Origin of the sequence: Microbacterium dextranolyticum (assembly GCF_016907295.1) — a bacterium.
Taxonomy (GTDB): domain Bacteria; phylum Actinomycetota; class Actinomycetes; order Actinomycetales; family Microbacteriaceae; genus Microbacterium; species Microbacterium dextranolyticum.
The window spans coordinates 979368-991794 of sequence record NZ_JAFBBR010000001.1; the positions used below are offsets into that span (position 1 = coordinate 979368).

Here is a 12427-nt window from a genome sequence, read left to right on the forward strand (position 1 = left end):
CGGAGGAGCGGGCATCCGTTCTTTCCGCCTATGTCCCCCATGTGGGGGACAAGTGGGCGCTGAACGGCCGATCGAGATCAAATCGTGATGGAAAGTTCACCGCCCGGTCGCCTCAATCCCCGGGCGTGTCCGCGCACTGCCATAGCCTCGAAGCACACGTCGGGGGACGTGTCGGTCGGCCCGAAAAGGGCCGCTCCGCGAGGAGGTGTCAGATGGGACTGTTCGGCATCGGAGCCGCGCCCGCGATGACCGACGCCGACGCGCGGATCATCCCGGACGTCGCCGCGGCGACCGAGACCGCGCACCCGTCGGCGCCGATCCCCGTCCAGGGGCCTCCCGTCGGAGCAGCCATGCGCGTACCTCTCGGTGAAACCGGATCCCGGGTCTTCCCGCTCATCCTCGGCAGTGCGGAGTTCGGGTGGCACGTCGACCTCGCCGCCTCGCACGCGATCCTCGACGCCTACCGCGATCGCGGCGGCAACGCCCTCAACACGTCGGACGGGTACGCCTCGGGTCGCAGCGAGCACATCATCGGCGAGTGGCTCGCGCGGCGCGGCGCACGCGATGAGATGGTGCTCGGCGTCCGGGTGGGCACCCACCCCGACCACGAGGGACTCGGGTCTGTGAACCTGATCCGATCGGTCGAGGCCTCGCTCACCCGCCTGCGGACCGACCGGATCGACATCCTCTACCTCGATGCCTCCACGACCCCGTCGGCGCCCCTGGAAGACACCCTCGCGACGGCGGAATGGCTGATCGAGGCCGGCAAGGTGCGCGCCCTGGGTGCGCGCGGGCTCGTGGCCTCGCAACTGGTCGAGGCCCGGATCCTCTGCTCGGCGGGGTACCCGCGGATCACGGCGCTGGATGTGCCGTACAACGTGCTGCGGCAAGGCGACTTCGACGGCGACCTGCGGCTCGTCGCGGGAGCCCAGGGCATCGCGGTGACGCCGTCGCAGGCTCTCGAGCACGGCTACCTCGCCGGTGCGCACCGCTCGCGGTCGCTGCTGGCGCCGTCCGTGCGGGGAGCCCAGCTGGCGGCGGCGATGAACCGTCGCGGAACGCGCACGCTGCGCACGCTCGACCGGATCGGTGCGGAGCTGTCGATTCCCACCTCGGCCGTGGCGATCGCCTGGCTGCTGGCGCAGCGGACCGTGGTCGCCCCGATCGTCAACGTGTTCGCCGAAAAGCACGTGCACGAGCTCATGCAGGGCGTCGGGACGAAGCTGAGCCGCACGCAGCTCGCCGAGATCGCGCGTGCCGCACAGTGACCGATGCGTCCGAGTGCCCGTGGCGCCGTCGGAGCACTGACGTAGGCTGAGGGCACCGCCCCCCGATGAGATGAGTCTGTCGTGACGCACTACCTCTACCTCGTGCGACATGGTGAGCACCTCGACGCCGAGCACGGTCTCGAGGACGGGCCTCTCTCACCGCGCGGCCGACGTCAGGCGGAGCTGATCGCCGACCGTCTCTCCGGCGTCCCGCTCAGCGCCGTCTGGCATTCGCCGCTCGAACGCGCAGCCGAGACCGCACGGACGGTGGCCGGTCGGATGCCGGCGATCGAGCCCGAGCCGTCGTCGTTGCTGTTCGACTGCATCCCGACCGGTCCCGAGCCCGACATGCCGAGCGTCTACGAGCCCTTCTTCGGCTCGTTCACCGAGGCCGACATCGACGCCGGCCGGGCGCAGATGGATGACGCGGTCGCGGAGTTCCTCGTCCGCAAGCCCGGCACCCATGAGCTGCTGATCACGCACAACTTCGTCATCGCCTGGTTCGTGCGCGAAGCGCTCGATGCGCCGAACTGGCGCTGGCTGACCATCAACCAGGCGCACTGCGGTCTCACCGTGCTGGCGCAGCGCCCCGGGCGTCCGTGGACGGTGGTGACGCACAACGACCTGGCCCACCTGCCGCGGGAGCTGCGGACGGGCCTTCCCGAGGTGCCGCCGGTCTGAGATCGGGTCAGTCGCGGTAGGCGAGGTATCGGCGGGCCGTCTCGCGCACGAGGCGAGTGATCTCGGCGGCATCCGCGGACGAGGCCACCGCGTCGTCGTACTCATCGTCGAGGGCGGCGAGGAGATCAAGCCGCCTCGAGTCGCTCTCGTGGTGGAATCGCTCGTGCACCCAGGAGGTCAGAGCGCGCTCGGTGATCTCGCCGTGGAGGGCTCGGCGGCACATCCGCTGCGCCGCGACGAGCAACGGCTCGGTGTCGGCGACATCGGCCAGCGAGAGGTCCTCCACCACACGTTCGACGAGGCGATCGATCAAATCACGGCCGTCGTCGCGGTCGATGGTCGCCAGCTCCACCAGTGCGTCGCCGTCGAGGTCGGCGACGAGGGCGGTCGTCGCGCACTCCGCCAGCAGCTCCCGCGCGTCCCACATGTCCGCCCGCCAGCATCCGATCGCCTCGACGAGAGCCGATCGCGCGAGCCGGGTGGGTTCGTTCACAGCCGCTTGCCGTACCAGCGTGTCGCGTTGGGGTTGTCGTTGTACGGCGTGATCGCGGTGAAGCCGCTGCGAGCGTACAGGGCCGCCGCGGCTTCGAGGGTGTGGTGGGTGTCGAGGACGAGTTCCGCGGCATCCCACTCGCGCGCCTGCCGCTCCAATCCCTCCAGCAACAGGCGGCCCCAGCCTCGTCCGCGCGTCGCGGGATCGACGAACAGGTGCTTCACCTCGTAGCGCGTACCCTGCGGGCCGTCGTCGATGCGGCGGATGCCGCCGCAGCCGACATCGTGCCCGTCGTCGTCCACCACGATGAGGAAGACGCCGGTGGGCGGCGTGAAGGTCGCTGCGGCGGGGAGGACGGGCTGGTAGGCCTGTCCCGTCGGAAACGCCTCGGCGCGCATCGCGAAATAGTCCTCGAGCAGCGCGCGTGCGCGGGGAGCGTCGGCGGACACGGGCTCGAGTGCGACCATGTCCTGAGCGTAGTGCGTGGCGCCGAACGCCTAGTCTGGTGGCATGACCACTGCAGAGACGACGACCCGAGTCGCGCTCGTCGGCGGCACCGGAAAGCTCGGTGCGATCATCCACGGCGTGATCGATGCCGAACCGGGCTTCGAGGTGGTCGCGGTGCTCGGCTCGCGCAGCGACCTGGACGAGATCGCCGGCGCCGACCTCGTCGTCGATGCATCGACACCCGGCGTCTCGATCGACGTCGTGCGAGCCGCCATCGAGCGCGGCCTGAACGTGCTCGTCGGCACGTCGGGGTGGTCTGCCGAGCGCATCGCGCTCGTGCGTCCGCTGGTCGACGCCTCGGGAACCGGCGCGGTCTTCATCCCCAACTTCTCGCTCGGCTCGGTCATCGGCACGGCCCTCGCCGCCGCAGCCGCCGCGCACTTCCCGTCGATCGAGATCGTCGAGACACACCGTGAGACGAAGGTCGACTCGCCGAGCGGCACCGCGGTGCGCACGGCGGAGCTCATCGCCGCCGCACGCGGCGAGGCCGGACCCGTCGAGTCGCCGTACGCCGACCAGCGTGCGCGCGGTCAGCAGGTCGCGAGCGTCCCGATCCACTCGCTGCGCCGCCCCGGCGTCATCGCCCGGCAGGAGACGATTCTCTCGGGGCCGGGGGAGTCGCTCTCGATCGTGCACGACACGATCGAGCCCGCCCTCGCCTACGCCCCCGGCATCCGCGTCGCGCTCGCCGCCGCGCGCGACGCGCGAGGAGTCATCGTCGGACTCGACGCGCTGCTCGACCTCGGGCTGTCGCGGCGATCCGAGTCCGGCCCCGACGAAGGCCTCGACGAGGGCGGCGTGCCCGGACAGGTCGCCCGCGCGACGGGCGTATGAGCGCACGCATCGGCGTCGCCGTCATGGCGGCGCTGCTGGCTCTGTACATCGCGCTGGTCGCCCAGCGCGCCTGGCTGCTGCTTGTATCGGGCCAGCCGATCGGCGTCGCCATGGGCGTCGCCCTGGTCGTCCTGCCCTCGATCGCGGCGTGGGCGCTGTGGCGCGAGCTCGCCTTCGGCCTCGGCACGCAGCGTCTCGCCCGACGGCTCGAGGTCGAGCACGGGCTGCCCGACGAAGAGCTCGATGTGCGTCCCAGCGGGCGCCCCGACCGTGCGCAGGCCGACGAACTTTTCCCGGCATACCGTCGATCGGTCGAGGAGAACCCCGACGACTGGCGCGCCTGGTTCCGGCTGGGGCTCGCCTACGACGGCGCGGGTGACCGGACACGGGCTCGACAGGCGATGCGTACCGCGATCCGGATCGAACGCGGCGCCCGCTGACCGGCGCGCCTCGGCGCCTCGGCGCGCGGATGCCTCAGCGCGCCGGGACGGCGGCAGCCACGGCATCCTCCACCGTCGGATGCGAGAACGTGAAGCCGGATGCCTCGAGCCGCTCGGGCACCACGAATGTGTCGTTCGTGAGCAGCGCCTCGGTGGCATCTCTGCCGAGCACGAGTTTCAGCCCCCACTCCGGCGCCGGCACGAGGTACGGGCGGTTCATCCGCCGCGCGAGCGCGAAGCCGAGATCGTTCGCCGTGGCGCGCGTCGGACCGGTCAGATTCACCGGGCCGTCGAGGCGCGCGTCGATGACGTGACGGATGGCGCGCACTTCGTCATCGAGTGAGATCCAGGGCCACGCCTGGGTGCCCCGTCCGATCGGACCCGACACGCCGAGGCGAGTGAGGAGGATCAGCGGCTTCAGCACCCCGCGCGCATGCACGACGGGCGCCGTGCGCAGCAGCGCCACCGGCACCGCCGACCCTGCAGCGCGAGCCGCGTTCTCCCATTCGCCGCACAGGTCGGCGAGAAAGCTGTCACCGCGGGGCGACGTCTCCGTCAGGCGCACTCCGTGCGCCGACGGGTAGTAGCCCACGGCCGACCCCGACACGAACGCCGGCGCATCATCGCCGAGCGCGCGGACGGCAGCCGCGATCGCCTGGGTCGGGGCGATCCGCGACCAGACGAGCTCGTGCTTGTATCGCCGCGTCCACGGAAAGCGTCCGATGCTCGCCCCGTTGAGTCCGACGACGGCACGGGCACCCGCCAGCACGTCCGAGTCGAGAGGCGTGCGCTGCGGATCCCACGAGACCTCGTCGGGCGCAGTCGCCTCGCGGCGGACCAGTCGGGTCACGGCGACGCCGTCACCCCGCAGCGACGCGACGAGCGCTTCGCCGATCAGGCCGGACGAGCCCGCCACGACCACCCGACCGGGATCATCAGCCAAGCGATGCCTCGAGGGTGATCTCGATGCCGGCCAGGGCGGCCGACACGGGGCATCCGGTCTTCGCCTCGTTCGCGATGCGGGCGAAGTCCTCCGCCGACAGACCCGGAACGACGGCGTTCACGTTGAGGTGCGATCCGGTGATCCCGGTGCCGGGGATGAAGGTGACCGACGCCGTCGTCTCGACGGTCTCGGGCGGGGTGCCGTTCTCGGACAGGGCGTGGGAGAGCGCCATGCTGAAGCACGACGAGTGCGCCGCCGCCAACAGCTCCTCGGGCGTCGTCACCGACGCCGAGCCTTCGCTGCGGGCCTTCCAGTCGACGTGGAACGGGCCCTGGTTCGAGCTCTCCAGCGCGATCTCGCCGGAGCCGTCGGCCAGGCTGCCCTTCCAGCTGGTGGTCGCTTCGCTCGTCACGCTCATGGCTGTCTCCTCCGAGGGATGGTCTGCGGCGCGGGCGCGCCTGGCACGAGCCTAGACGGCCGACGCGCGTCGGGGGAGGGGGTGGGGCCGTTGCGGGTCAGACCGAGGCGGCGGGGCGGAAGAACCCGATCCGCTGCAGCAGCAGGTACAACTGGCATCCGAGGCACAGCCCGAACACCGCGTTGAGAAAAGCCGCGGCGAATGCGAGGGCGGCGGCGATCGGCAGCGCCCAGGGCACACCCGCGATGTGCAGGGCGAGCCCGACGACGGTCACGACCAGCCCGACGCCCTGGGCGAATCGCGGCGGGCGCGGGTCCTCGAGCTCGCGCGGCGCCGCGAGGCGCGGCTGCAGCAGGCGGCGGTACAGCACGCTCCATGGCTGGGTGCGAGGCGCCAGTACGCCCCAGAGGAACAGCACGGCTATCACCAGCACCAGAACGAACCCGGGATCCGCGGCGCGCTGGACGATGGAGAGCGAGGGGAGCAGCCACGATCCCCCGACGAACGCGACGTCGGTGTCGGCCAGCGGCTGATAGGCGAACCAGCCGAACGACGCCGTGGCGCGTGCGGTCGAGCTCCCGATGAGCGCGAGGAACGTCGCCGCCAGCAGCAGCACCGCGGTGACGGATGCCGCGAATCGCGGCGCCCGCGGGTCGATTCCCGCCGGTCGGCGGCCGTCAGACACGGGCATCCTCTGCCGTCACGCGGGACAGTTCCAGCTCCAGTGCGGTGCGACTGGGCGTGCCGCCGAAACGGGTCTGGACGACACCGTTGCGGTCGAGGATCAGGGTGGTCGGGGTCTGCAGCACATGGAAGTGCTTGGCGATGTCGGGACGGTGGGTCAGGTCGACGTCGAGGTGCAGCACGCCCTCGCGCTCCCGCGCGATCGATCCGAGGGTACGGTGCACGCCCGGGCACCGACCGCACATCTCGGTGCTGAACTGCAGCAGAGTGGCACGTTCGCCGAGCGTGTCCGCGCCGAAGCGCTGCGGATCGACCACCTCGCCCGGGTCGACGTGGCGCGGTCGGCTCTGACGCCAGCGCACCACGACGCCGACGCCGACCGTCGCCGCGAGCAGCGCGGCGAGAAGCAGAATGGCGTCGGACAGGTTCACAGCCTTCGATTCTAACGTGCCTTGCCGGGGAGGCGGCGTGGCTTCGGACGCAGGGTGTCGCCGAGCATCGGGAGTGCGGCTCCCGGTCGCCGACGCCCGCCCTCGAACAATGTGGCGCGGGTAGCATGACAGCGTGAGCGCGCCGGCATCCGTCCCCACCCCGTATGAAGACCTCCTTCGCGAGGTGCTCGCCGACGGCGCGCACAAGGACGACCGTACGGGAACCGGCACGACGAGCGTGTTCGGCCGTCAGATCCGCTTCGATCTGTCGCAGGGGTTCCCGCTCGTCACGACCAAGCGCGTGCACCTCAAATCGATCGTGTACGAACTGCTGTGGTTCCTGCGTGGAGACTCCAACGTCGGCTGGCTGCAGAGCAACGGCGTGACGATCTGGGACGAATGGGCGGACGCGACGGGCGACCTCGGTCCGGTCTACGGCGTGCAGTGGCGCTCGTGGCCGACGCCGTCGGGTGAGCAGATCGATCAGATCTCCGAGGTGATCGACCAGATCCGCACCAACCCCGACTCCCGACGGCTGATCGTGTCGGCCTGGAACCCGGCTGATATCCCCGACATGGCCCTCGCGCCATGTCATGCCCTGTTCCAGTTCTACGTCGCCGACGGCAAGCTCTCGTGCCAGCTGTACCAGCGCAGCGCCGACATGTTCCTCGGGGTGCCGTTCAACATCGCCTCGTACGCCCTGCTGACCCTCATGGTCGCGCAGCAGACCGGTCTCGAGCCCGGCGACTTCGTGTGGACCGGCGGCGACTGCCACGTGTACGACAACCACGTCGAACAGGTGCGTGAGCAGCTCTCCCGCGAGCCCTATCCGTACCCGCGCCTGTCGTTCGCGCGGAAGCCGGACTCGATCTTCGACTACACCTACGAGGACATCGTGCTCGAGGACTATCAGCACCACCCGGCGATCCGCGCCGCGGTCGCGGTGTGAGCACCTCGCCCTCGTCGCCGGCGCCGGACGTCGTCGGCTCTCCCCGCCTCGGGCTCATCTGGGCCCAAGCACGTGGCGGCGTCATCGGCAAGGACGGCGGCATGCCCTGGAGCGTCCCGGAGGACCTCGCCCACTTCCGCGCCGCCACCACGGGGAGCCCGATCATCATGGGCCGACGGACCTGGGAATCGTTCCCGCCGCGGTTCCGGCCGCTCCCCGACCGGCGGAACATCGTCGTCACCCGCAGCTCCGAGTGGGCCGCGGAGGGTGCCGAGCGTGCCGGTTCCCTGGACGAGGCGCTCGGCTTCGCGGCATCGGCCCCTGACGCCGCGACGGTCTGGGTGATCGGCGGGGCGGGCCTGTTCGCCGAGGCGATCGGACGAGCCGACATCCTGGAGGTCACCGAGCTCGACCTCGAGGTGGACGGCGACACCTTCGCCCCCGTACGAGAGGGATGGGCCGTCGCCGGCATCGAGCCGGCTGACGGATGGTCGGTCTCACGGACGGGCGTTCCGTACCGTTTCCTGACGTTCCTGCGCCCCTGACCCTCGGGTTTCGGGTCTCGGGTCGTGACCTTTGCGTGTCGGGGCCGCGCGCACTGAGCCCCGAGCCCCGAGCCATCTGTGCGGCGCCGGCTCCCTCACCCCCCCGCGCGACGCCGTCCTGCCCACCACACTGCAGGAACGGCTGTGACTGTTGTGGCGGATGTGGCTTCCGGGTTGCGCGGACGGGGGCGGCTCCTGCGGATCGGGTGGCTCGGCGCGAAAGGACGGCGCCATCCGCACGAGGCTTGCCGCTGCATCGACCATCATGACGACGGGCGCACCCGCTTCGGCGTCGTGCCCGTCGCGCAGGCGCTCGTGCAGGCGGCTCGATGTGTCGAAAGGGAAGCCTTCTTCGTCGCCTACGAGTCGGCGTGGCGGCTCGGTCTGCTCTCGGCCGCCGACCGGGTCGAGATTCGCGCGCACCTGCCTGCGCGCCTGGCTCGGCTCGTGGTCATCGCCCGACCCGACGCCGATTCGGGACTCGAGTCGCTGCTGCGCCTGCGACTGATGGATCGGGGCATCCATCAGGACTGCCAGGTGTGGATCCCCGGTGTCGGGCGCGTCGACTTCGTGATCGGGGGCCGCGTGACCCTCGAAGTCGATGGCAGGCTCAACCACGACGGCCCGTCGCTGCGCCACAAGGACCTGTTGCGCGACGCGCACGCCGCGGCCTCGGGCTACGAGACGCTTCGCTTCGACTACGCGATGGTGGTGCACCAGTGGCCGCTCGTCGAGGCCGCCATTCTCTGCCGATGGGGAGCCGTCACCCCCACACCGCAGGAGCGCGTGTGACGGATGGGGCTGGCTGCCCCCGAAAGTCCGGCTTCGGCGCACGTGCTCCTGCGGTTCGCGTTCCCCGCACGACGGATGCGGGGCGGATCGCCGGTCGCCGCCCGACTCGGCGCGATTCGCGCAGATGGACGCGTTCGCGCGCCACCCGAGCCGGTAGCCTGGGTGTCATGACGCACTCGGGCAACCCCTTCGGACAGGTCCTCGTCGCGCTGGTCACTCCGATGACCGCCGAGGGAGAGGTGGACTGGCCCGCCGTCGAGAAGCACATGGACGACGTCATCACCGCGGGCGCCGACGGCATCGTCGTCACCGGCACGACGGGCGAGACCTCCACGCTCACCGACCCCGAGAAGCTCCGCCTCGTCGAGATCGGAAAGTCGGTCTCCGCCGGTCGGGCGAAGATCATCACCGGCGGCGGCTCGAACGAGACCGCCCACGCGATCGAGCTCTACAAGGCCAGCGAGAAGGCCGGCGCCGACGGCATCATGATCGTCACGCCGTACTACAACAAGCCGACCCAGGCGGGCATCCTGACGCACTTCCGTCTGGTCGCGGATGCCACAGACCTGCCGGTCATCCTCTACGACATCCCCGGGCGCACCGGCGTCCCGATCAAGTACGAGACGATCCTGCGCCTCGCGAAGCACCCCAACATCCTCGCGGTGAAAGATGCCAAGGGCGACTTCTCCGAGGTCAGCCGTGTGCTGAACCAGACGGATCTGCTGTATTTCTCGGGCGACGACGCGAACGCCCTGCCGCACATGGCGATCGGCGCCGCCGGTCTCATCGGGGTCACGGCGAACATCACCGCCACCCCGTACCGCGTCATGGTGGATGCCGTGAACCGCGGCGACCTCGCGTCGGCAACCGCCGCCCACAAGAGCCTCGAGCCGCTGGTGCGGGCCGTCATGACCCACGTTCCGGGCACCGTGAGCGCGAAGTACATCCTGCACGGCCTGGGCCGTATCTCCAGTCCCCGCGTCCGTCTGCCGCTCGTCGGCCCGGAGGAGTGGGAAGCTGCCCTCATCGAGGACGAGCTGGCCCTCGTCCATGGCGTCGACGGCGCCGACTTCTCGAACTTCCGCCCCGACCGCAACGCGGCCGCCGGTGGAGCGCTCCCCAAGGTGCACGGCACGACCCGCTGACACCGCACGACATCCGATCGCGGGTGCCCGAGGCATCCGAAGGAGGCATCCTATGCCCACGAACGTCTACGACCCGCCCGCCCTCGAACCGGGCACCCTGCGCGTCATCCCGCTCGGCGGTCTCGCCGAGATCGGCCGCAACATGACGGTCTTCGAGTACGACGGCAAGCTGCTCATCGTCGACTGCGGCGTGCTGTTCCCCGAGGAGCACCAGCCGGGCGTCGACCTGATCCTGCCCGACTTCGAGCCGATCAAGGGGCGACTGGACGACGTCGTGGGCGTCGTGCTCACGCACGGCCACGAGGACCACATCGGCGCGGTGCCCTACCTCCTGCGCCTAAAGAACGACATCCCCCTCATCGGCTCCCAGCTGACCCTTGCGCTCGTCGAGGCGAAGCTCAAGGAGCACCGCATCCGCCCCTACACCCTGACGGTCAAGGAGGGGCAGGAGGAGGAAGTCGGACCCTTCGACCTCGAGTTCGTCGCCGTCAACCACTCCATCCCCGACGCGCTCGCCGTCGCGATCCACACGGATGCCGGCACGGTGCTCGCCACCGGTGACTTCAAGATGGACCAGCTGCCGCTCGACGGACGGATCACCGACCTGCGCGCGTTCGCGAGTCTCGGCGAGGACGGCGTGGACCTGTTCCTGGTGGACTCGACCAACGCGGACGTGCCGGGCTTCACGCCGCTCGAGCGCGAGATCGGGCCGGTTCTGGATCAGGTCATCGCGAAGTCGCAGCGGCGCGTGATCGTCGCGAGCTTCTCGAGCCACGTGCACCGCGTGCAGCAGGTCATCGACGCCGCCGTCGCCAACGGTCGCCGCGTCGCGTTCCTCGGGCGGTCGATGGTGCGCAACATGGGCATCGCCGCCGATCTCGGCTACCTCTCGGTGCCGGAGAACGTGCTGATCGACTATAAGAAGGCGCAGGACCTGCCGGACGACAAGATCGTCTACATGTCCACGGGGTCGCAGGGCGAGCCGATGGCCGTGCTCTCGCGCATGGCGAACCTCGACCACGCGATCGAGCCCGGTGCCGGCGACACCGTCATCCTGGCATCCAGCCTCATCCCGGGGAACGAGAACGCGGTCTACCGCGTGATCGACGGCCTGACGAAGCTGGGCGCCACCGTCGTGCACAAGGGCAACGCCAAGGTGCACGTCTCGGGCCACGCGGCAGCGGGCGAGCTCCTGTACTGCTACAACATCCTGAAGCCGCGCAACGTCATACCGGTGCACGGCGAGTACCGGCACCTGATCGCGAACGCGAAGCTGGCTCAAGACACCGGCATTCCGGCGGAGAACACGATCATCGCCGAGAACGGCACCGTCGTCGACCTCCGCGACGGCGTCGCTCAGGTGGTCGGCCAGCTCGATCTGGGGCTCGTGTACGTCGACGGCTCGACCGTGGGTGAGATCACCGACGCCGACCTGAAGGACCGCCGCATCCTCGGTGAAGAGGGCTTCATCTCGGTGATCGTCGTCGTCGATTCGGCGACCGGCCGCATCATCACCGGTCCCGAGGTGCACGCGCGCGGGTTCGCCGAGGACGACAGCGTCTTCGACGACGTGAAGCCCAAGATCGCGGCCGCTCTCACCGAGGCGGCGAAATCGGGAGTGCGCGACACCCATGCCCTCTCTCAGGTCGTGCGCCGCACGATCGGGCGCTGGGTCAACCAGCGCCTGCGCCGGCGTCCGATGATCGTGCCGCTGGTCATCGAGGCCTGACCCGACATCGTGATCGGGGCGTGACACGGGGTTCGCTACGATCGGCGTCATGCCCTCGAGCTTTCGCATCCGCCCCGCCGCCCAGGCGGACGGCGCGTTCCTCGGCGACATGGTCGTCGAGGCGGCGAACTGGCGGCAGGGCGGTCAGCGACCGCGACACGAGGTGATCGGGCACCCCGAGTACCATCGCTACATCACCGGATGGATGCGACCGGGGGATGCCGGTGTCATCGCCCTCGACGCGCAGGAGCAGCCCATCGGCGCCGCGTGGTACCGGATCCTGCCGCGCACCGATCCCGGCTTCGGGTACGTGGCCACCGGCGTCCCGGAGCTGATCGTCGGGGTCCGCCCCATCTGGCGTGCGCACGGGGTCGGCCGAGCCCTGCTGCAGCGGCTGTGCGAGATCGCCCGATCGCAGGGGCACGCGCGTATCAGCCTCTCGGTCGAACGCGGGAACTACGCCCAGACGCTTTACCGCACCGAGGGATTCGCGGTGACCCAGGCCGGTCACGGGCGCGACACGATGGTCAAGCGGCTGCGCTGAGGCGTCGCGTCGCCGCGCGACGCC

The 12427-nt window shown here is 70.3% G+C and carries 16 protein-coding genes; 10 read left to right on the forward strand and 6 right to left on the reverse strand.

Annotated elements, in window-relative coordinates; translation table 11 throughout:
• Positions 1-212 precede the first annotated feature (212 nt).
• Together JOE64_RS04330 and JOE64_RS04335 are read left to right on the forward strand one after the other, a co-directional pair.
• The gene (locus tag JOE64_RS04330; RefSeq protein WP_239531698.1) at positions 213-1268 is read left to right on the forward strand and encodes an aldo/keto reductase; all 1056 of its coding nucleotides are present in this window, start codon (positions 213-215) and stop codon (positions 1266-1268) included.
• Positions 1269-1349: 81 nt separating this feature from the next.
• A complete protein-coding gene (locus JOE64_RS04335; RefSeq protein ID WP_204963119.1) occupies positions 1350-1949 on the forward strand; it encodes a histidine phosphatase family protein in 600 nt (199 codons plus the stop codon).
• A 7-nt stretch (positions 1950-1956) separates the two neighbouring features.
• On the opposite strand, the gene JOE64_RS04340 is transcribed toward JOE64_RS04335, so the two are convergent.
• Both JOE64_RS04340 and JOE64_RS04345 read right to left on the reverse strand, forming a co-directional pair.
• Positions 1957-2442, reverse strand: a complete 486-nt coding sequence (locus JOE64_RS04340) for a hypothetical protein (RefSeq protein WP_204963120.1) — start codon at positions 2440-2442, stop codon at positions 1957-1959.
• On the reverse strand, positions 2439-2909 hold the full coding sequence (locus tag JOE64_RS04345; protein ID WP_204963121.1) for a GNAT family N-acetyltransferase: 471 nt from the start codon (positions 2907-2909) through the stop codon (positions 2439-2441). The genes JOE64_RS04340 and JOE64_RS04345 overlap by 4 nt, the downstream gene beginning before the upstream one ends.
• A 43-nt stretch (positions 2910-2952) precedes the next feature.
• Here JOE64_RS04345 and JOE64_RS04350 point away from each other — a divergent pair, with 43 nt between their 5' ends.
• Complete coding sequence (locus JOE64_RS04350; RefSeq protein WP_204963122.1) at positions 2953-3783, forward strand: 4-hydroxy-tetrahydrodipicolinate reductase; 831 nt, start codon at positions 2953-2955, stop codon at positions 3781-3783.
• Positions 3780-4223, forward strand: a complete 444-nt coding sequence (locus tag JOE64_RS04355) for a tetratricopeptide repeat protein (protein ID WP_204963123.1) — start codon at positions 3780-3782, stop codon at positions 4221-4223. The genes JOE64_RS04350 and JOE64_RS04355 overlap by 4 nt, the downstream gene beginning before the upstream one ends.
• 34 nt (positions 4224-4257) lie before the next feature.
• On the opposite strand, the gene JOE64_RS04360 is transcribed toward JOE64_RS04355, so the two are convergent.
• From JOE64_RS04360 to JOE64_RS04375, 4 genes are all read right to left on the reverse strand, one after another.
• A complete protein-coding gene (locus tag JOE64_RS04360) occupies positions 4258-5166 on the reverse strand; it encodes a TIGR01777 family oxidoreductase (protein ID WP_239531699.1) in 909 nt (302 codons plus the stop codon).
• Positions 5159-5584, reverse strand: coding sequence for an OsmC family peroxiredoxin (locus JOE64_RS04365; protein WP_204963124.1), 426 nt, complete (start codon positions 5582-5584; stop codon positions 5159-5161). Before JOE64_RS04365 ends, JOE64_RS04360 begins: the two co-directional genes overlap by 8 nt.
• Before the next feature lie 97 nt (positions 5585-5681).
• A complete protein-coding gene (locus JOE64_RS04370; RefSeq protein WP_271202602.1) occupies positions 5682-6269 on the reverse strand; it encodes a DUF4395 family protein in 588 nt (195 codons plus the stop codon).
• The gene (locus JOE64_RS04375) at positions 6262-6699 is read right to left on the reverse strand and encodes a TlpA family protein disulfide reductase (protein ID WP_204963126.1); all 438 of its coding nucleotides are present in this window, start codon (positions 6697-6699) and stop codon (positions 6262-6264) included. The genes JOE64_RS04370 and JOE64_RS04375 overlap by 8 nt, the downstream gene beginning before the upstream one ends.
• 133 nt (positions 6700-6832) lie before the next feature.
• On the opposite strand from JOE64_RS04375, the gene JOE64_RS04380 reads away from it, so the two are divergent.
• From JOE64_RS04380 to JOE64_RS04405, 6 genes are all read left to right on the forward strand, one after another.
• Entirely contained in the window at positions 6833-7648 is an 816-nt protein-coding gene (locus JOE64_RS04380) for a thymidylate synthase (protein ID WP_204963127.1), read from the forward strand.
• Entirely contained in the window at positions 7645-8193 is a 549-nt protein-coding gene (locus JOE64_RS04385) for a dihydrofolate reductase (RefSeq protein ID WP_204963128.1), read from the forward strand. The genes JOE64_RS04380 and JOE64_RS04385 overlap by 4 nt, the downstream gene beginning before the upstream one ends.
• A 144-nt stretch (positions 8194-8337) precedes the next feature.
• Positions 8338-8985 carry an endonuclease domain-containing protein gene (locus JOE64_RS04390; RefSeq protein WP_204963129.1) on the forward strand — a complete coding sequence of 216 codons (648 nt, stop codon included), beginning with the start codon at positions 8338-8340 and terminating at the stop codon, positions 8983-8985.
• A 167-nt stretch (positions 8986-9152) separates the two neighbouring features.
• A complete protein-coding gene (gene dapA / locus JOE64_RS04395) occupies positions 9153-10130 on the forward strand; it encodes a 4-hydroxy-tetrahydrodipicolinate synthase (RefSeq protein ID WP_204963130.1) in 978 nt (325 codons plus the stop codon).
• Positions 10131-10182: 52 nt separating this feature from the next.
• Complete coding sequence (locus tag JOE64_RS04400; protein WP_204963131.1) at positions 10183-11859, forward strand: ribonuclease J; 1677 nt, start codon at positions 10183-10185, stop codon at positions 11857-11859.
• 49 nt (positions 11860-11908) lie between these two features.
• Entirely contained in the window at positions 11909-12403 is a 495-nt protein-coding gene (locus tag JOE64_RS04405; protein ID WP_204963132.1) for a GNAT family N-acetyltransferase, read from the forward strand.
• The last annotated feature ends 24 nt before the right edge of the window (positions 12404-12427 follow it).

Excerpts from the sequence above, each read along its gene's own strand:
- JOE64_RS04330 (WP_239531698.1), top strand. The coding sequence starts at position 213 with ATGGGACTGTTCGGCATCGGAGCCGCGCCCGCGATGACCGACGCCGAC.
- JOE64_RS04345 (WP_204963121.1), bottom strand. The coding sequence starts at position 2,909 with ATGGTCGCACTCGAGCCCGTGTCCGCCGACGCTCCCCGCGCACGCGCG.
- JOE64_RS04350 (WP_204963122.1), top strand. The coding sequence starts at position 2,953 with ATGACCACTGCAGAGACGACGACCCGAGTCGCGCTCGTCGGCGGCACC.
- JOE64_RS04355 (WP_204963123.1), top strand. The coding sequence starts at position 3,780 with ATGAGCGCACGCATCGGCGTCGCCGTCATGGCGGCGCTGCTGGCTCTG.
- JOE64_RS04365 (WP_204963124.1), bottom strand. The coding sequence starts at position 5,584 with ATGAGCGTGACGAGCGAAGCGACCACCAGCTGGAAGGGCAGCCTGGCC.
- dapA (WP_204963130.1), top strand. The coding sequence starts at position 9,153 with ATGACGCACTCGGGCAACCCCTTCGGACAGGTCCTCGTCGCGCTGGTC.
- JOE64_RS04400 (WP_204963131.1), top strand. The coding sequence starts at position 10,183 with ATGCCCACGAACGTCTACGACCCGCCCGCCCTCGAACCGGGCACCCTG.
- JOE64_RS04405 (WP_204963132.1), top strand. The coding sequence starts at position 11,909 with ATGCCCTCGAGCTTTCGCATCCGCCCCGCCGCCCAGGCGGACGGCGCG.